Annotated in this window: 18 protein-coding genes; 10 read left to right on the top strand and 8 right to left on the bottom strand. The window is 73.6% G+C overall.

All coding sequences use genetic code 11. From position 1 onward, the window contains the following. Nucleotides 1-20 precede the first annotated feature (20 nt). From KVF89_RS15175 to KVF89_RS15195, 5 genes are all read left to right on the top strand, one after another. Nucleotides 21-998 carry a DNA topoisomerase IB gene (locus KVF89_RS15175; protein ID WP_257426709.1) on the top strand — a complete coding sequence of 326 codons (978 nt, stop codon included), beginning with the start codon at nt 21-23 and terminating at the stop codon, nt 996-998. A 37-nt stretch (nt 999-1,035) separates the two neighbouring features. After that, nucleotides 1,036-1,341, top strand: coding sequence for a DUF1905 domain-containing protein (locus KVF89_RS15180; protein ID WP_257426710.1), 306 nt, complete (start codon nt 1,036-1,038; stop codon nt 1,339-1,341). Continuing rightward, nucleotides 1,338-1,832 (top strand): O-acetyl-ADP-ribose deacetylase, encoded by a 495-nt coding sequence (locus tag KVF89_RS15185; RefSeq protein ID WP_257426711.1) that lies wholly within the window; start codon nt 1,338-1,340, stop codon nt 1,830-1,832. The genes KVF89_RS15180 and KVF89_RS15185 overlap by 4 nt, the downstream gene beginning before the upstream one ends. Before the next feature lie 100 nt (nt 1,833-1,932). Continuing rightward, the gene (locus KVF89_RS15190; RefSeq protein ID WP_257426713.1) at nt 1,933-2,208 is read left to right on the top strand and encodes a hypothetical protein; all 276 of its coding nucleotides are present in this window, start codon (nt 1,933-1,935) and stop codon (nt 2,206-2,208) included. Between the two features lie 65 nt (nt 2,209-2,273). Beyond that, nucleotides 2,274-3,452, top strand: coding sequence for a hypothetical protein (locus tag KVF89_RS15195; protein ID WP_257426715.1), 1,179 nt, complete (start codon nt 2,274-2,276; stop codon nt 3,450-3,452). A gap of 22 nt (nt 3,453-3,474) precedes the next feature. Here KVF89_RS15195 and serC read toward each other — a convergent pair whose 3' ends face one another. Then, entirely contained in the window at nt 3,475-4,593 is a 1,119-nt protein-coding gene (gene serC / locus KVF89_RS15200) for a phosphoserine transaminase (RefSeq protein ID WP_257426717.1), read from the bottom strand. 267 nt (nt 4,594-4,860) lie between these two features. On the opposite strand from serC, the gene KVF89_RS15205 reads away from it, so the two are divergent. Then, on the top strand, nt 4,861-5,352 hold the full coding sequence (locus tag KVF89_RS15205; protein WP_257426718.1) for a GNAT family N-acetyltransferase: 492 nt from the start codon (nt 4,861-4,863) through the stop codon (nt 5,350-5,352). Between the two features lie 10 nt (nt 5,353-5,362). Here KVF89_RS15205 and KVF89_RS15210 read toward each other — a convergent pair whose 3' ends face one another. From KVF89_RS15210 to KVF89_RS15225, 4 genes are all read right to left on the bottom strand, one after another. Beyond that, nucleotides 5,363-6,838 carry a flavin-containing monooxygenase gene (locus KVF89_RS15210; RefSeq protein WP_257426720.1) on the bottom strand — a complete coding sequence of 492 codons (1,476 nt, stop codon included), beginning with the start codon at nt 6,836-6,838 and terminating at the stop codon, nt 5,363-5,365. A 68-nt stretch (nt 6,839-6,906) separates the two neighbouring features. Further along, nucleotides 6,907-7,716 carry an amino acid ABC transporter ATP-binding protein gene (locus KVF89_RS15215; RefSeq protein WP_257426721.1) on the bottom strand — a complete coding sequence of 270 codons (810 nt, stop codon included), beginning with the start codon at nt 7,714-7,716 and terminating at the stop codon, nt 6,907-6,909. Then, the gene (locus KVF89_RS15220; RefSeq protein WP_257426723.1) at nt 7,713-8,696 is read right to left on the bottom strand and encodes an amino acid ABC transporter permease; all 984 of its coding nucleotides are present in this window, start codon (nt 8,694-8,696) and stop codon (nt 7,713-7,715) included. The genes KVF89_RS15215 and KVF89_RS15220 overlap by 4 nt, the downstream gene beginning before the upstream one ends. Next, nucleotides 8,693-9,556: a transporter substrate-binding domain-containing protein gene (locus KVF89_RS15225; RefSeq protein ID WP_257426724.1), complete on the bottom strand. Its 864-nt coding sequence runs from the start codon at nt 9,554-9,556 to the stop codon at nt 8,693-8,695. The genes KVF89_RS15220 and KVF89_RS15225 overlap by 4 nt, the downstream gene beginning before the upstream one ends. A gap of 124 nt (nt 9,557-9,680) precedes the next feature. Here KVF89_RS15225 and KVF89_RS15230 point away from each other — a divergent pair, with 124 nt between their 5' ends. Continuing rightward, nucleotides 9,681-11,315, top strand: coding sequence for a helix-turn-helix domain-containing protein (locus KVF89_RS15230; RefSeq protein ID WP_257426725.1), 1,635 nt, complete (start codon nt 9,681-9,683; stop codon nt 11,313-11,315). Between the two features lie 22 nt (nt 11,316-11,337). Here the strand turns inward: KVF89_RS15230 and KVF89_RS15235 are convergent, their stop codons facing one another. Next, complete coding sequence (locus tag KVF89_RS15235; RefSeq protein ID WP_257426727.1) at nt 11,338-12,216, bottom strand: ABC transporter permease; 879 nt, start codon at nt 12,214-12,216, stop codon at nt 11,338-11,340. After that, entirely contained in the window at nt 12,213-13,124 is a 912-nt protein-coding gene (locus tag KVF89_RS15240; RefSeq protein ID WP_257426729.1) for an ATP-binding cassette domain-containing protein, read from the bottom strand. Before KVF89_RS15240 ends, KVF89_RS15235 begins: the two co-directional genes overlap by 4 nt. Before the next feature lie 131 nt (nt 13,125-13,255). On the opposite strand from KVF89_RS15240, the gene KVF89_RS15245 reads away from it, so the two are divergent. Next, nucleotides 13,256-14,392 carry a sensor histidine kinase gene (locus KVF89_RS15245; RefSeq protein WP_257426731.1) on the top strand — a complete coding sequence of 379 codons (1,137 nt, stop codon included), beginning with the start codon at nt 13,256-13,258 and terminating at the stop codon, nt 14,390-14,392. A 20-nt stretch (nt 14,393-14,412) separates the two neighbouring features. Continuing rightward, the gene (locus KVF89_RS15250) at nt 14,413-15,081 is read left to right on the top strand and encodes a response regulator (protein ID WP_257426733.1); all 669 of its coding nucleotides are present in this window, start codon (nt 14,413-14,415) and stop codon (nt 15,079-15,081) included. Here KVF89_RS15250 and KVF89_RS15255 read toward each other — a convergent pair. After that, nucleotides 15,067-15,747: a pyridoxamine 5'-phosphate oxidase family protein gene (locus tag KVF89_RS15255; protein ID WP_257426735.1), complete on the bottom strand. Its 681-nt coding sequence runs from the start codon at nt 15,745-15,747 to the stop codon at nt 15,067-15,069. The genes KVF89_RS15250 and KVF89_RS15255 overlap by 15 nt on opposite strands. A 67-nt stretch (nt 15,748-15,814) precedes the next feature. Between KVF89_RS15255 and KVF89_RS15260 the strand changes: the two genes are divergently transcribed. Continuing rightward, nucleotides 15,815-17,149, top strand: coding sequence for an aminotransferase-like domain-containing protein (locus KVF89_RS15260; protein ID WP_257426737.1), 1,335 nt, complete (start codon nt 15,815-15,817; stop codon nt 17,147-17,149). The last annotated feature ends 33 nt before the right edge of the window (nt 17,150-17,182 follow it).

Genomic DNA, 17,182 nt, shown 5'->3' on the forward strand with positions numbered 1-17,182 from the left:
TCGGCGGTTACCTCCCACGCGTGGCCCGGCTGCGTCGTACCTCTCCCGACGAGCCGGGCTGGACCCGGCGTCGGGCCGGTCGCGGCTTCGTCCATCTCGGCCTCGACGGCCGCCTACTGCCTGCCGACGACGCGGCGCGGTGCAGGGCACTGGTCATCCCGCCGGCGTGGACCGACGTGTGGATCAGTCCGCGGCCCAACGGGCATCTCCAGGCGGTGGGCACCGATGCCGCGGGCCGGCGGCAGTACCTCTACCACCCGGACTGGGTCGCGCGGCGGGCCGCCGAGAAGCACCGCCGGGTGGTCGGTCTCGGGCGTCGGCTGCCGCGGCTGCGCGAGCGGGTGCTCGCCGACCTCGCCGACGACGACCTGGGCGCGCGGGCGACCTGCGCGCTCGCGGTGCGGCTGATCGACCTCGGCTGCTTCCGGATCGGCAACGACGTGTACGCCGAGGAGTACGGCTCCTTCGGCCTCACCACCCTCGAGCGCCGGCACGTGCGGCGCTCGGGCGACGTGCTGGTGTTCGAGTTCACCGGGAAGTCCGGGATCGAGCACCACGTCGAGGTCGACGACGCCGTGGCGGTCACGGCCCTCGACCGGCGCCGGCGACGTCGCCGGGCCGACCCGCGGCTGCTCGACGTGACCGGGACCGAGGTCAACGACTACCTGCGCGAGGTGAGCCGGCTCGAGGTCACCGCGAAGGACTTCCGCACCTGGCACGGCACCGTGCTGGCCGCGGCCGCGCTCGCGGAGGCCGCGCCAGGACCGGAGGTGTCGAAGACCGCGCGCAGGCGCGCGATCGCCGGCGCGATGCGGGAGGTGGCCGACTTCCTCGGCAACACCCCGGCGCTCGCCCGCTCGGCGTACGTCGACCCGCGGGTCGTCGACGCCTACGAGGAGGGCCGCACGATCCGGGCCGCGGTCCGGCGCCGCCACGACGACGCGGACGCGCGGCAGGCCGCCCTGGAGCGGGCGACGCTGCGCCTGCTCTCGGGCTAGGGAGCCACTGGTCGGCGGTCGGTGGCACGATCGGTCCGTGACCGAGCACGAGTTCACCGCCGAGCTGTGGCGCTGGCAGGCGCGCGACGAGGAGACCGGCGGCGCCTGGTTCTTCGTCAGCCTGCCGTTCGAGGTGTCCGACGCGATCGACGAGACCGGGCCCAGCAAGGGCTTCGGCAGTGTGCGGGTCGAGGTGAGCGTCGGGTCCAGCACCTGGCGGACGTCGGTCTTCCCGAGCGCCGAGGAGAAGACGTTCGTGCTTCCCGTGAAGAAGGCGGTCCGCACCGCCGAGGGCCTGGTCGAGGGTGGACCGTGCCGGGTGCGGCTCCGTACGGTCGAGTGATGGAGATCGAGCTCGTCCAGGGCGATATCACCGTCCAGGAGGTCGATGCGGTCGTCAACGCCGCCAACCGCGCGATGCGCGGAGGAGCCGGGGTGGACGGGGCGATCCACCGTGCCGGCGGGCCCGAGGTGCTCGAGGACTGCCGGCGGCGGTTCCCGCACGGCCTGGCCACCGGCGACGCCGGCTGGACCACGGCGGGGCGGCTGCCGGCCCGCTGGGTGATCCACGTCGTCGGGCCGAACCGACACGCCGGCGAGACCGACCGCTCCCTGCTGACCTCCTGCTATCGCCGCGCACTCGAGGTCGCCGACGAGCTCGGCGCCCGCTCGATCGCGTTCCCGCTGATCAGCGCTGGCGCCTACGGCTGGCCGCAGGACGACGCCGTCGACGCGGCGTTGGAGACCCTGCGTGCCACCCCCACCGAGGTGGAGGTGGCACGGATGGTGGCCTTCGGGCCCGCGGCGTACGACCTCATCGCCGCGCGGCTCTAGCCCGGGTCCGCTCGGGACGAAGTCCCGATCTCGCGGCGGACCGTCACCCGGCGTACCGGTGGTCGTTGGTCAGGCACCGATCCACCGAGAGGAGCCGACGATGCCACTGGAGCTGACCACTGCGGTCCTGCTGCTGGCGTTCGCCGTCCTCTGTGCGGGCTGGCTGGCCCGTGCGCGCGGTGCGGTCGCCTCGATGCCGGGCATGGGGCCAGACATCGAGGAGTGGCGTTCGGCCGCATTGCGGCACTTCCAGGAGCACCGGAACCTCGAGCGCACCGTCGCCGAGGCCCTGGCCGCTCCGGGCGCCATCCGCGGTCCGGCCCGCACCGAGCTGCTCATCGCGCTCGGTGCGCGCCGGGTCGACACCTACGCCTGAAGCGGGGGATTCCGCTCGGATAGGGTGGCGGACCGTCCCGTCCGTCGAGCGAGGAGCCGTCGCCCATGCGCAGGGTGGATCTGCCCGCACCGTTGCCCGCCGGGTCCCGCATCCTCCACATCGGGCTCCCGAAGACGGGGACCTCCGCGCTGCAGGCGTCCTTCCACGCGGCGCGGGAGGAGCTCGACCGCCGGGGCGTCGACTACGTGAGCAGGGGCGCCAACCCGCTCTCGGCGGCCCGCTTCGCCGCCGGCACCGCGCACGGCGACACGGCGCGGCTCGAGCGGCGCTGGGACCGGCTGGCCGAGGACTTCCGGGCATCGACGGCGCGCTGCGTCGTCTTGTCGAGCGAGGGGTTCAGCGGCGCGACCCCCGACCGCGTCACGGCCATCCGTGACCGGCTCGGCGCGGACGTCACCGTGGTGGTGACGCTGCGACCGGTGGCCGCGCTGCTGCCGTCGATCTGGCAGCAGGCCCTGCGCCGCGGCGGACTGGAGCCGTTCGAGGACTGGCTGGCCGGCGTCCTCGAGCCCGGTCACCCGCATGCCGCCAACATCCGGCGCTACGACCCCGCCGAGATCATCGCCACCTGGGGGCGGCGGTTCGGCGAGGAGCGGCTGGTCTTCGTCTGTGGCGATCCGACGGACCGGATGCTCAACCACCGCGCCTTCGAGAGCCTGCTGGACATCGACGGGGTGCTGCAGCTGCAGCCGGTGCTCAACTCCTCGCCGCCGTACCCCGAGATCGAGATGCTGCGGCACTTCAACCTCGCCAACGGGCGCGGCGAGGACGGTGAGCTGTGGACCCGCGTGCTGCGCCGAGCGGCGCGCCGGATGGGGGACGCGCCGCCGAGCGGGACAGGCACCGAGAAGGTCCGGGTGCCGCGGTGGGCGGCCGAGCGGATCAACGAGCAGACGCGGGCCTCGATCGCGGCGTTGGAGGCCTCCGCGGCCACCGTCGTCGGTGACCCGACCCACCTCCTGGTCGACCCGGAGGACCACCCGGTCGAGACGACCACGCCGGGACAGGTCACCGTCGGATCGGCCGGCTGGTTCGCGGACACGGTGGCCCGGCTCGCGGTCGACGAGGCCGACCAGCGCGCGGCGAAGCAGGTGCGGCGCCTGGAGCGGAAGGTCGCCCGGCTCGCCGAGGCCCGGCGCACGACGACCAGCCTGGACGACGCGTCCGCGCGCGACCTGCTCCGCGCGCTCGCGCGCCGGGTCCGGAGCAGGTCGTCGCGCTAGGGCGCGCTCCCGGCAGCCCGGCTCAGAGCCGGCCGACGACGTGGTCGATGGACGCCGTGAGTGCCTCGACGTCGCTCGGGTCGATCGCCGGGTACATCGCGATCCGCAGCTGGTTGCGGCCCAGCTTGCGGTACGGCTCGGTGTCGACGATCCCGTTGGCGCGCAGCACCTTCGCGATCTGCGCGGCATCGATCGACTCGTCGAAGTCGATGGTGCCGATCACCAGTGAGCGGTGGCTCGGGTCGGCGACATACGGCGTCGTGTACGACGTGCGCTCGGCCCAGCCGTAGAGCGCGTCCGACGAGGCGGTGGTCCGCTCGACCATGCCCTTGAGGCCGCCCTGGCCGTTCATCCAGTCCAGCTGCTCGGCCATGAGGAAGAGCGTGGCGACCGACGGGGTGTTGTAGGTCTGGTTGAGGCGGCTGTTGTCGATGGCCGTCTTGAGGTTGAAGAACGGCGGGATGTAGCGGTCGGAGGCGGCGATCCGCTCGGCGCGCTCGAGGGCCGCGGGGGAGAAGATGCCGAACCACAGGCCGCCGTCCGAGGCGAAGCTCTTCTGGGGGGCGAAGTAGTAGACGTCGCTCTCGGCGAGGTCGACCGGCAGCCCGCCGGCGCCCGAGGTGGCGTCGATGAGGACGAGGGCGCCCTCGTCGATGCCCTCCGGTCGCACGACCGGTGCCATCACGGCGGTCGAGGTCTCGTTGTGCGCCCAGCCGTAGACGTCGACGCCCGCCTCGGCGACCGCGACCGGCCGCGAGCCCGGGTCGGCCGCGATGACCGACGGCGCGTCGAGCCACGGGGCCGCCTTGACCGAGGAGGCGAACTTGCTCGAGAACTCGCCGAACGTCAGGTGCTGCGACCTCTTCTCGATCAGGCCGAACGCCGCGATGTCCCAGAACGCCGTGGCGCCGCCGTTGCCGAGCACGACCTCGTAGCCGTCCGGCAGGTCGAACAGGTCGCCGAGGCCCCGGAGGACCCGGGCGACCGTGTCGCGGACCGGGGCCTGGCGGTGCGACGTGCCCATCAGGGTGTCGCCGGTGGCGGCCAGTGCGTCGAGGTGGCTGGTCTGGATCTTCGAGGGCCCGGCGCCGAAGCGGCCGTCGGCGGGCTTGAGGTCGGCGGGGATCTGGATGTCGGTCACGGTCGAACCCTTTCACGCTGCATGAGTGCAGGACGGGCTGACGACGCTGTCAGAGATCTGGTGTCCGTGACCGCAGGTCTCGCCTGCTGCGCGCCGCGAGGCACGCCCGCTGGCTGCGTTGGCGTCGCTCGACGTGCGCCCAGCATGCCTTCGCTCCGCCGCCTTGCCATCGCACGCGCCTCGCGACGCTCGCGACGACGACACCTGCGGTCACGGACACCGCCCATTGTGACAGGCCGGTCACGGCGATGTTGAATCAGTTTCGCCATGCAAGCCTCCCTCGACCTCCGCCCGGTCGGCTACCTCCACGCCGACGCCGCGACCCTCGTCGCCCGCGTCCAGCGGGAGTACGTCGAGCGGTACGGCTCGCCCGACGAGAGCCCGGTCGACCCGGCGGTCTTCGAGCCCCCCGAGGGGCTCTTCCTCGTCGGGTACGACGGCAGCGCGGGTCCCGCGGTCCCCGTCGCGACGGGTGCCTGGCGCCGGTCGCCGGTGCGGGTGCTGGGCGGTGCCAGCGCGGTGGAGGTGAAGCGGATGTTCGTGGTCGCCGAGCGGCGGGGCCGGGGCTTCGCCCGCGCGATGCTGGCCGAGCTGGAGGACACGGCGCGCGTCGCCGGACACGACCTGGCCGTCCTCGAGACCGGGCTGCGGCAGCCCGAGGCGATCGGGCTGTACCGCAGCGCCGGCTACGAGGAGATCGACGGCTTCGGGTTCTACCGGGACGCCCCGCTGTCGCGCTGCTTCGGCAAGCGGATCTGAGCCTGAGCCGTCACTCGAACCGGGCCGAGCGCTTCCACAGCGCCCGGGTGAGCAGCCAGTAGACCGACGCCCCGTCCGGCCACTGGGTGACCACCCGCCCGGACGGCGAGCGGAAGTAGTTCGGCGTCTGGGCGAAGGAGCTGGCGTCCAGCCGCCGCTTCAGCCACCGGTTGAGCGCCGCGACGTACGACGCCTTGACCTCGACCGTTCGGGCGCCGCGGCGGCGCAGCTCGTCGAGGGTGCGGCCGACGAACAGCGCCTGCTTCTCCATGCCGAAGACGGGGGCGTACCAGTTGGTGTTGGGGCCGTAGAGCATGAAGAAGTTGGGCATCTCGTCGACGGTGATGCCGAGGAAGGCCATCGGGTCGTCGCCCCACTTCTCGGCGAGGACGGTGCCGCCGCGACCGACCACCTCGATGCCACCGAGGAACTCGGCGGCACGGAAGCCGGTGGCGGTGACCACCACGTCCGCCACATGCTCCTCGCCGTTCGCGTCGACCAGGCCCTTCTCGTGCATGCCGACGACCGCGCGCGGCACCAGTGTGACGTCGTCGCGCAGCAGGGCCGGGTAGAAGGTCGAGGAGTGCACCGCGCGCTTGCCGAGGTACGCCGAGGTCGGGGTGAGCTGTGCCTTCAGGTCGGGGTGGTCGGCGAACACCTCGTCCAGGTAGCTGCGGCAGGCGTCGACGAGCGTGGTGTCGACGTCGCTCCCGGGCCGGATGATCCGGCCGCCGAGCCAGCGGCGCTCGAGTCCGAGGAACAGCCGCCACCGGGCGACCCGCCGGTGCACCGGGTGGCGCAGGCGGGCCCGCTTGGCGTCGTCGTACACCCGTCCCGCCTTGGGGTCGACCCAGCCGGGCTGGCGCTGGAAGACGGTGAGGTGGCTGGCCACGCCGGCGAGCTCGGCCACGACCTGTGCCGAGGTGGATCCGGTGCCAACGACCGCGACCCGGCGTCCGGACAGCTCCACGCCGGCCGGCCACTCGGCGGTGTGGAAGATCTCGCCGGCGTACCGGTCCCGGCCCGGCCAGTCCGGGTGACGCGGGACGTTGAGCAGGCCGACCGCGGACACGACGGCGCGGAAGTCACCGGTCTCCGTCGCGCCGGTCGTGACGTCCCGCGCGGTCAGCGACCACGTCGCGGCGGCCTCGTCCCAGACCAGCCGGGTCACCCGGCGGCCGTAGCGGAACAACGGCAGCAGCCCGGCCTCGCGAGCGACCCGCTCGAGGTAGCTGCGCAGCTCCTCGCCGCCCGGGAACTCCCGGCTCCACTCGCCCGGGGCGAAGGAGTAGGAGTACATGACGGCCGGGGTGTCGACCTCGACCCCCGGGAACCGGTTGACCCGCCAGGTGCCGCCGGGGCCGTCGCCGGACTCGAAGACGGTGACGTCGTACCCGCGGCGGTGGAGCTCGCGGGCGGCGGCGATCCCGGCGAAGCCGCCGCCGATGACCGCGACCCGGAAGCCGGTGGTGGTGGATGAGGGCATGCTCGCGCCTCCCGATGACATGGCTGGGTGCCTCTCTGGGCTGGGTGGGACTCGTCGGACGAGGAGGGTCAGAGGACCTTGCTGAGGAAGTCCCGGGTGGCGGCGTGCTCGGCGCCCTCGTTGAGCCGGCTGGCCGGGCCCTCCTCGACGATCCGGCCGTCCTGCAGGAACACGAAGCGGTCGCAGACCTCGCGGGCGAAGCCGACCTCGTGGGTGACGATGATCGTCGTCATGCCGCCCACGACGAGGTCGCGGATCACCTGGAGGACCTCGTTGACCATCTCCGGGTCGAGCGCGGAGGTCGGCTCGTCGAAGAGCAGCACCTTGGGCTTCATGGCCAGCGCCCGGGCGATGGCGACGCGCTGTTGCTGGCCGCCGGACAGCTGGCCCGGATAGGCGCCGACCTTCTCGGCGAGGCCGACCCGCTCCAGGAGGCCGACCGCGTCGGCCCTGGCCTCGCGTCGGGACCGGCCGGCGACCTTGACGGGAGCCTCGATCACGTTCTCCAGCACGGTCTTGTGCGCGAACAGGTTGAACTGCTGGAACACCATGCCGAGCTGCTGGCGCTGGACGGCCTCCCGGCGGGCGGGCAGCCGGTGGACCCGGCCGCGTCGTACGTGGTGGCCGAGCAGGTCGCCGTCGAGCATCACGATGCCGCGTTCGGCCCGCTCCAGCAGGTTGAGGCACCGCAGGAAGGTGCTCTTGCCGCTGCCGGAACGGCCGAGCAGGCAGACCGCCTCGCCGCGGCGTACGTCGAGCGACACGTCGTGCAGGACCTGATGGCCGCCGAACGACTTGCTGATCCCGCGGGCGCTGATCAGCGGCTCGTCGGCGCGCCGATCCGTCGGGAGCGTGGCCGGTCCGTCCACGGCGGTCATGTCGTGCTCCTCGCTGCTCGGGCGCGCAGGCTCACTCGCGCGCCGGCCGATCGCCCGAGCCACCGCTCGAGGTAGAACTGGCCCAGCGAGAGGATGCTGACCAGGATCATGTACCAGAGCGTCGCCACCATGAGCAGCGGCACGACCTCGAAGGTCCGGTTGTAGATCTGCTGCACGGAGTAGAGCAGGTCCGGCACCGAGATGAACGCGACCAGCGCGGTGGCCTTGAGCAGGTTGATCAGGTCGTTGCTCACCGGCGGGACCGCGATCTTCATCGCCTGCGGGAACACGATGCGCCGGAAGATCTGGCCCGGGGGCATCCCGAGCGCGAGTGCCGCCTCCCGCTGCCCGGACGGGACCGCGAGCAGGGAGGCGCGGATGATCTCCGAGGTGTAGGCCGCCTGCTGGAGCCCGAAGGCGAGGACCGCCGACCAGTACGCCGTCATCAGGTCCTTGGTCTCCCAGGACCAGCCGCCGCCGGGCAGGGGGATGCTGAACGTCGGGTAGATCAGCGAGATGTTGAACCACAAGATGAGCAGGACCAGCAGCGGCACCGAGCGGAAGAACCACACGTAGACGCCCGCCGTGGCGCGGAGCACCGGGTTGTCGGAGAGCCGCATGTTGGCGATCAGCACCGAGACCACGAGGGCCAGGCCCATGGACAGGGCGGTCAGCGTGATCGTGTTCTCCAGACCGGTCAGCACCGGGTCGGAGAAGAAGTACGAGCGGACGGTCGACCACTCGAACGCGGGGTTCTCGACGACGCTCCACACCAGTCGGGTGCCGGCCGCGAGGAGGACGACGGCGAGCAGTGCCCGGAGCAGGTGGAGTCGCCGGGCGTGGGGGATCGCGGCGAGCTCCGCCAGGTGCCGGTCCCATGCGTCGGCGCCGCCCGAGGCCGCCGGGGCCGCCGACGTCGTGGGTCCCGAGGTGTCCGAAGTGGCCGCGTCGCGGCCCGGATCGGCCATGGTCTCGGTCACGATGCCGGCTCGGGGTTGAGGACCGATGCGTCGACGGCCATCTTCTCGGCGCCGTACTTCGCGAGGATCTCGGCGTAGGTGCCGTTCGCGATGATCTCGTCGGTGGCCTCGACGAGCTTCTCGGCCATGTCGTCGCCCTTCATCACCGCGAAGCCGATGTCGATGGACTGGTAGATCGGTCCGGTGATCTTCCAGACGTCCGGCTCGGTGGTCACCTGGTAGGCCAGGCCGCTGCTGGTCGCGGTGACCGCGTCGACGCGGTCGCTCTTGGCCGCGAGGTCGGCCGTGGCCTGGTCCGCGAACGTCTGGACGTCGATCGCGTCCTTGCCGTCGGAGGTGCAGGTCTTCGACTGGTCCTGCAGCACCGGCACCGGGCTGGAGCCGGCGGTGACGGCGATCGAGAGCCCGCAGAGGTCGTCCATGGAGTCCCCGATGTCGATGCCGCCGGCCTTGACCCGGAAGCCGTAGCTCTCGATCAGGTTGGTGGCGAAGTCGAACTTCTCCAGCCGTTCGGCGGTGACGTCGACGCCGGGCACCCACTCGTAGGTGCCGCGCTGCAGCCCGAGCAGCGAGTTCTCGAACGAGGCTTGCTCGTTCTCCACCTCCAGCCCCATCGCCTCGCCGAGCGCGGTCGAGAGGTCGGGCAGGAGGCCGGCCAGCTCGCCCTTGTCGTCGAGGTAGCTGTACGGCGGGACGCCGACCTGCTGGGGGATGGCCAGCGTGGTGTCGCCGCCGCCGCCGGCGGCGCCGTCGTCGCCGCTCTCGTCACTGGAGGAGCACGCCGTCAGCGCCGTGACGGCCACGAGGGTGGTGAGGGCGATCCCGGTGATCCGGCGGCGCGGGGTGGGGGTGTTCGACATGGCGGTCTCCCGTGGGTCTCGGTCCGGCATCGGGCTGCCGGATGTCCCCACCGTAGGGAGCGCCGAACGCGCGAGTCCATGTAGGATCCTTCAAAGAATCCCGCAGGTCCTTTGAGGAACTTCCATGGCTGTGTCGGACGCATTTCCGCACACCGACGCGCCCTCCCTGGCGGTGTCGGCCTCGTTGCGCGACCTGGTCCACGCGCTCCGGCTGATCACCGACGTGCGCCTGCTCGGCCGGGTCGATCCCGAGCTCCCGCTGCGCACCCACGTCCTCGTGGACGCGGCGAGCCTGGACACGGAGCCGACGCCGGAGGAGGTCGGCGTGGGCCTGCTCGTCCTCACCGGCGACGGCCCTGGGGCGATCGATCTCCTGGCCGCCGGCCTGGCCGTCCGGTCCGCGGGCGCGATCCTGCTTCGCGATCCCGGCGTGCCGGTTCCCGACGCCCTCCTCGAGGGCGCCGTCGTCGTCGTCCCGCGGGGGCCGGAGTGGTCCGCGCTCCTGGCGGAGGCGCTGCGGGTCGTCGTCGAGCCCCGCCGCCACGACCTGGGCAGCTCTCGGTTCACCCGCGCGCTCGCCGAGCACACCGACCTGTTCGACATCGCGAAGGCGCTGGGCGTCGCGACCGGCACGCTGATCTCCATCGAGGACGAGCGGGCGCGCGTCATGGCGTTCTCGCCGTACAGCGACCAGGCCGACCCGATCCGCCGGCTCGCGATCCTGGGCCGGGAGCCGCCGCAGTGGCACGTCGAGCAGCTGCGCTCCGAGCGCGTCTACGACCGCCTGCGGGTCCCCGGCAAGGTCGTCGAGCTGCCCGAGGCGGGAGAGGTACGCCGCCGCCTCGGCATCGGCATGGCCGACCCGACGACCGGGGTCTACCTCGGCACGATCTGGGCGCAGGAGACCGACGTCGCCTTCGGGCCCGAGCTGGAGGACCACCTGCTCGGCGCCGCCCGGTACGCCGCCCGGCTGGTCAGCCAGGCGCGGCAGATCCACTCGGTCAGCACCGAGCTGGTCCAGCGCCTGCTCGCGCCCGAGGGCCCCGCCCCCGGCGACGACATGCCTCAGCTTCGGGTGCGGGAGCCGGCCAGCTTCGCGCTGATCGGGCTGGAGGCCGTCGACGAGGGCCTGGCCGCCGAGTGGCTGGTCTCGTCGGAGGCCGTGGCGCTGCTGAGCATGCGCGCGGTCTCGCTGGGGGAGCAGGCCATGGTGGCGCCGTACGGCGGCCGGCTCTACGTCCTGGCGCCCGGCCCGTCCGAGGCCGCCCGCGACGTCGCCTGGGCCGAGCGGACCGTCGCCCACCTGCAGGTCCAGCGGCATGCCACCTTCCGGGCCGCGGTGAGCTCGTCGGCCTCCGCCGGCTCGGTCCGCGCCGCACGGGCCGAGATCGAGCGGGTCTGTGCCCGGACGGCGCCCTCGGCCGCCCGGCCCGTCGTCACCCTGGAGAGCGACCGGACCGCGGTCCTGCTCGCCGAGTGCCTCGACGCGCTGCCCCGGGCCTCCCTGCTCGATGACGAGCGGTTCCGCAGCCTCGTCGGGTACGACGCTCGCAGCAGCATCGACCTCCTGGACACGGCGCGGGTCTGGCTGCGCTTCCACGGTGAGTACAGCACGGCCGCGCAGGCGCTGACGACCCACCAGAACACGGTGCGCTACCGGATCGGGCGGCTGGAGTCGGTCGCCGGCTACGACCTGTCCGACCCGGACGACCGACTCCTGCTGGCCCTGCAGCTGAGGTTGCACGACCAGCAGGACTGAGCCGGTCGACCGGCCCGGCCGCTCAGGCCACGTCGCGACGCCGGACCAGCGCGATGCTGGCGACGACGGCGAGGACCACGTAGACGGCGACGGTGATCGCGGCCCGGTCGCCGGAGACCGTGTCGAGGACGCCGGGGGTCTGGTCGCCCGAGGTCGGGTCGAGGCCGATGACGGCGCCGATGAGGGAGCCGGCGGACGTCCCGGGCAGCACCTCGGTGAGGCTCTCGACCCACCCGAGCAGCTGACCCACGCCGCGGAGCAGGTTCTCGACGACCAGCGCCCAGACCAGGCCGAGGCCCACGGAGAGCGCCGGGCCGCGGGCCAGGGTGCCGAGCAGGAAGCCGAGCAGGGCCCACATCTCCAGCACCAGGAAGCCGGCGCCGGCGGCCCCGCCGACCGAGCCGAGCGAGGGCATCACGATGTCCTGCGACTCGCTGGACGCGATGACCAGCGAGATGCCGAGGTCGAGCCCGAAGGTCACGACGAGGGTGCCGACGACGACCGCCGTGAGCGCGGTCACCGAGCCGAGCACGGCCGGCGTGCGGCGCACTCCCTGCGAGAAGAGGGTCTTCCAGGTGCCCCAGCCGTAGCCGTTCCCGGCGACGAGGGCGCCCAGCACCATCATCAGGGCGCCGCCGAACATCGGCATGCCCTGCAGGAAGACCTCGGGTACGGCGTCCGGCAGCATCCGGGCCAGCTGCTCGGCCTGGGTGGTGCCCTCGTCGGCGAAGCCCGGGTCGCCGCTGGTGTAGGACAGGTAGGTGAACAGGTACCCGAACATCACGCTCAGCACCAGCCAGGCGCCGAGGGTGATCCACACGGCCGGCCAGGCGCGCAGGCGCACCAGCTCGGCGCGGGTGCTGCGGGTGGTGGCTGTGGCGCTGGCGATCAGGGTGCTCATCGGACAGACTCCTTCTGGCTCGTCATCTCGAAGAAGACCTCCTCGAGGCTGCGCTCGGCAGCGGTGATCTCGTGGACGTCGATGCCGGCGCCGACCAGCGCCCGGGTGACGTCGGGGGCCCGGTCGGCGGGCAGGGTCAGCAGGAGGGCGCCATCGGCCTCCCGGCGTACGCCGTCGTCGCCGGCCAGCCGCATCGCGACGGCCAGCGCCTCCGGCTCGGGGGTTGCGCGGATCCGCAGCGAGACGCCGCCGCGGAGCTCGGCGACCCCTGCCTCACGCAGCAGCCGACCGTCGTGGATGACCCCGACGCGGTGGCAGATCTCCTGCACCTCCGCCAGCATGTGGCTGGACAGCAGGACGGTCTGGCCGCCGCGGGCGAGGTCGACGACGAGGGCGCGCATGTCGGCCATGCCGGCCGGGTCGAGGCCGTTGGTCGGCTCGTCGAGGATGATCAGCTCGGGGTCGCCCATCAGAGCGGCCGCGACGCCGAGCCGCTGCTTCATGCCCAGGGAGTAGCCCTTGAACCTGTCGTCGCCCCGGCCGGCGAGGTCGACCCGCTCCAGGACCCGCTCCACCTCGGCGTCGGACAGCCCGCGGTGCCGGGCCAGGACGCGCAGGTTGGCGCGGCCGGAGAGGTACGGGTGGAAGCCGGGGCCCTCGATGAGGGCGCCGACGGAGCCGTCGCCCCGTCCGGCCGTGATCCGCGCCGACCCGGAGGTGGGCCGGACCAGGCCGAGCAGCATCCGCAGGGTCGTGGTCTTCCCGGCGCCGTTGGGCCCCAGGAAGCCGTAGACCTCGCCGCGCCGCACGGTCATCGTGACCTTGTCCACGGCGACCCGGTCGCCGTAGACCTTCGTGAGGTTCTCGGTGCTCGCCACCGGTGTGTTCGCTGTCGTTGGGGTGCTCATGGCTCCCACCGTCGTCGGCCGGGGCCGTTCGCGCGTCCGCCGTGCGGAGGTGATGGGGTACGCGATCCTGCGTACGACGGCGGCGCCCGTCGACGTACGCCCGAGGGCGCCGGGCGTTCTAGCCTCGCTGCATGACCCATCCGACCGTCCACCGGACGACGCATCCCACGGTGGCCGAGCTGACCCGCGCCCACCGCTCGTGGTGGCCCTGGGCCGTGCTCGTCATCGTGCTGCTCGGGACCGCGGCCTCCAACGGCAAGAACGACGTGGACCACCCGGTGCCGCTCGGCGTGCTCCTCGTCGTCGTCGCGACCCTGCCGGCCGTGCTGCCGCCGCTGTCCGGTCGGCTCGCTGGGGTCTCGCTCGTCGGGTCGGGCGCGCTGTGCGGTCTCTACTTCGCCCTCGGGTACGCCGACGGGCCGGTCTTCCTCGCGCTGCCGGTCGTCACCTTCCTGGTCGCGGCGGCGGTCCCGGTCGCGCGCTGGCTGCCCGGTGCGCTGGTGGGTGTCGGGCTGCTGGCGGCCGGGCTGTGGGCGCGCTGGGAGTGGCATGCCGACGAGCCGCACAAGAGCCTGTGGCAGGCCATCGGCATGCTCGGCGTGGTGCTGGCCGCGGGCGCCGTGGCGACCGCCACCCGGAATCGGTTCGAGGCGCGCGCCGAGCGGGTCGAGCGGGCCGCGACCGAGGAGCGGCTGCGGATGGCGCAGGACCTGCACGACGGCGTCGGGCACGGCCTCGCGGTGATCGCCATGCAGGCCGGCGTGGCACTGCACGTGCTGGATCGGGACCCGGCCGCGGCGCGGGCCAGCCTCGAGGCGATCCGCTCGACCAGCCGCGAGGCGCTCGAGGTGCTGCGGGTCGAGCTGGCGACGATCGCGGGGGAGTCCGCCCCGCGGCGCCCCGCGGCCGGGGTCGAGGCGATCCCCGCCCTGGTGGACCGGGTGCGGGCCGCGGGCCTGCGGGTCGACGTCGTCGGTGAGCCCGGCGAGGTCGACGCGCCGACCGGCGAGGTCGCGTACGCCGTCGTGCAGGAGTCGCTCACCAACGTGCTGCGTCATGCCGCGGCCGGCGCCGCCACCGTGGCCTGGGAGCGGGGCGCCGGCACCCTCGCCCTCCGTGTCTCCGACGACGGCCGCGGCGGCGCGGTGCAGGATGAGGGCATGGGCATCGGCGGCATGCGGGCACGGGTGACCGCGATCGGCGGCACGTTCCGGGCCGGACCGCTGGAGCACGGCGGGTTCGAGGTCACCGCGGTGCTGCCCGTATGAACCACCCCGCGGAGACGCCGATGAGAGACCCCACGGCGCCGATCCGGGTCGCGCTCGTCGACGACCAGCCGCTGGTGCGGATGGGGCTGGGCACGCTCGTCGCGGCCGAGCCCGACCTCGAGCTCGCCGGTGAGGCGGCCGACGGGCGCGAGGGACTGGCCCTGATCCGTCGTACCCGGCCCGATGTCGTCCTCTGCGACATCCGGATGCCGGTCCTGGACGGCCTCGGCCTGCTCGCCGAGGTCGCGGCCGACCCGGCGCTGGCGGCGGTGAAGGTCGTGATGCTGACGACCTTCGAGCTCGACGAGTACGTCTTCGAGGCCCTCCGCAACGGCGCCAGCGGGTTCCTGCTCAAGGACGCCGAGCCGACCGCGATCCTCGGCGCGGTCCGGGTCGTCGCGGACGGCGGCTCGCTGCTCGCGCCGTCGGTGACCCGCACCGTCATCGATCACTTCGGCGCGAGCCGGCCCGAGCGTCCACACCCGCGGCTCGGCGACCTCACCGAGCGGGAGCGCGAGATCCTCGGCTGGGTCGCCACCGGCAGGTCGAACGGGGAGATCGCCGAGGCGCTGGTCGTCAGTCCCGACACGGTCCGCACCCACGTCAGCCGGGCCATGGTCAAGCTGCAGGCCCGCGACCGCGCCCAGCTCGTCGTGTTCGCGATCGAGTCGGGGCTACGACGCCCGTGAGCGCACGTCGTCCGGCACACCGAGGCCGGGCACGTTGTCGGCGGCGGGAACGGGCGCGCCGATGGTCCGGCGGATCGGCACGTGGCCGCCCCAGACGCCCGCCTCGACGTCCTCCGGGTCGTCGACGGGGCCGCCGGCGCGGGCCTTCATCGACGCCTCGTGGAGCGGTACGGCGAGCACGGCCGTGGCCGCCAGCTCCTTGCGGGTGCTCGGTCGCAGGGTCGCCGCGCGGCCGGGGATCATGTGGTCCACGATGAGGTCGAGGGCGTGCCTCCGCTCGCCGGGGTCGTCGACGAGCCGCGCCCGGCCGATGACGACGGCCGAGCGGTAGTTCATCGAGTGGTGGAAGGCCGAGCGGGCGGCGACCAGGCCGTCGAGCTCGGTGACGGTGACGCAGACGGTCGCCTCCGCGGACTCCCGCAGCCAGCGGGCCGCGACCGAGCCGTGGACGTAGAGCGTGCCGTCCTCGTCGGGGCCGTCGACGTCGAGCGCGTACGCCGCCGGCAGCACGATCGGGTGGTCGCCGATCGTGACGCCGAGGTGGGCGACCAGGCCGTCGGCGAGCAGCGCGAGGAGCTCGGCGCGGTCGGCCACCGCCCGGTTGCGGCCGCGCCGCACCCGGGTGCGGTCGGTGGGCTCCAGTGGCTGGGTGGTCGGCGTGCTCATGGCACCATCGTCGGAGACAAGTGGCCTGTCTGCACGGGCCAGTTCCCACAGTTCTTGGCAGGCCACTTTGCTTCCCGTCCGACTCGACCGTGCCGACCCCCGTCCGCTCGGCACCCAGCTCGCCGACCAGGTCCGGCAGCTGGTGCTCGACGGCGCCCTCGCCCGCCACGACCCGATGCCCGCGACCCGGCGCCTCGCGGCCGACCTCGGCGTCTCGCGCTCGGTGGTCGAGCAGGCCTTCGACCAGCTCCTCGCCGAGGGCTGGCTCGAGGCACGACGGGGCTCGGGCACCTGGGTCGCCGGCGGCCCGGCCGGCCATCACGCGGCACCTGCCCGCCGTCGTACCCCGGCCCGGGAGCGGGCGCTGGTCCTGCTCGACGCCGGCACGCCGTGGATCGACCCGCGCCACCAGGCGGTGTGGCGGCGGGCCTGGCGGGAGGTGTCGGTGGCCACCCCGCCGCGGGGCTACGACGACCCGCGCGGCCTGCCCGAGCTGCGCACGCTCCTCGCGGAGCGGTTGGGGCGTACCCGCGGCCTCGCCGTCGACGCGGACCGGGTCCGGCTCACGGGCGGCACCACCGCCGGGCTGCGGCACCTGCTCGCGGTCCTGCCGCCCGGCGCGGTCGCCCTGGAGGACCCCGGCTACCGCGCGGCGGTCGCTACCGCGCGCGAGGCCGGCCGGAGCGTGCGGGACCTGCCGGCGCTCGACCCGGTGACCGACCTCGCCGGCTGCGCGGCGGCGTACGTCACTCCGGCCCACCAGCACCCCCTCGGCCGGGTGCTGCCCGCGGCCGACCGGCTGCGCCTGCTGGCGACCGCCCACCGCGACGACGCGCTCGTCGTGGAGGACGACTACGACTCCGAGTTCCGCTACGACGTCGCGCCGGTCCCGGCGCTCGCCTCGCTCGACCGCGGCCGGGTCGCCTATCTCGGAACCGCGTCCAAGGCGATCCTGCCCTCCCTGCGCCTGGGCTGGGCGGTCGTGCCCGACCACCTGCTCGACGCCTTCGACGCCCACCGCGCGCTCACCCACGACGTCCCCCCGTGGCCGGTGCAGCGAGCGCTGGTCACCCTGCTCCGCGACGGGTACGTCGACGCCGTCGTCCGCTCCGCGCGCCGGGTCTACGCCGAGCGCGCGCCGCGGGTGGTGGCGGCCCTCTCGCCGTACGCCCAGCTGGCCGGTCCGGTCGCCGGGATGTACTCCGCCTGGCTGCTGCCGCACGCCCGCGCCGTCCGGGTCCACGCCGCCGCCGAGCGGGCGGGGTTCGGGGTCAACCTGCTGCGCGACTACTGCCGCACGGCCCGGCTCAGCGGCCTCGTCGTGGGGTTCGGTGGCCCGACCGACGAGGAGCTGGACCGGGCGCTGGAGGTGCTGGTGGGGGCGCTGCGCTCTTGCAACTAAGGGTTACGTACGCGATATGGGACTGGTGGGGCC

Origin of the sequence: Nocardioides carbamazepini (assembly GCF_024614185.1) — a bacterium.
Classification (GTDB): Bacteria; Actinomycetota; Actinomycetes; order Propionibacteriales; family Nocardioidaceae; genus Nocardioides; species Nocardioides carbamazepini.

Bases quoted from the DNA above. Each gene is read 5' to 3' on its own strand.
- KVF89_RS15190 (WP_257426713.1), top strand. From the start codon at position 1,933: ATGCCACTGGAGCTGACCACTGCGGTCCTGCTGCTGGCGTTCGCCGTC.
- KVF89_RS15195 (WP_257426715.1), top strand. From the start codon at position 2,274: ATGCGCAGGGTGGATCTGCCCGCACCGTTGCCCGCCGGGTCCCGCATC.
- KVF89_RS15205 (WP_257426718.1), top strand. From the start codon at position 4,861: ATGCAAGCCTCCCTCGACCTCCGCCCGGTCGGCTACCTCCACGCCGAC.
- KVF89_RS15210 (WP_257426720.1), bottom strand. From the start codon at position 6,838: ATGCCCTCATCCACCACCACCGGCTTCCGGGTCGCGGTCATCGGCGGC.
- KVF89_RS15215 (WP_257426721.1), bottom strand. From the start codon at position 7,716: ATGACCGCCGTGGACGGACCGGCCACGCTCCCGACGGATCGGCGCGCC.
- KVF89_RS15225 (WP_257426724.1), bottom strand. From the start codon at position 9,556: ATGTCGAACACCCCCACCCCGCGCCGCCGGATCACCGGGATCGCCCTC.
- KVF89_RS15230 (WP_257426725.1), top strand. From the start codon at position 9,681: ATGGCTGTGTCGGACGCATTTCCGCACACCGACGCGCCCTCCCTGGCG.
- KVF89_RS15235 (WP_257426727.1), bottom strand. From the start codon at position 12,216: ATGAGCACCCTGATCGCCAGCGCCACAGCCACCACCCGCAGCACCCGC.
- KVF89_RS15240 (WP_257426729.1), bottom strand. From the start codon at position 13,124: ATGAGCACCCCAACGACAGCGAACACACCGGTGGCGAGCACCGAGAAC.
- KVF89_RS15245 (WP_257426731.1), top strand. From the start codon at position 13,256: ATGACCCATCCGACCGTCCACCGGACGACGCATCCCACGGTGGCCGAG.
- KVF89_RS15250 (WP_257426733.1), top strand. From the start codon at position 14,413: ATGAGAGACCCCACGGCGCCGATCCGGGTCGCGCTCGTCGACGACCAG.
- KVF89_RS15255 (WP_257426735.1), bottom strand. From the start codon at position 15,747: ATGAGCACGCCGACCACCCAGCCACTGGAGCCCACCGACCGCACCCGG.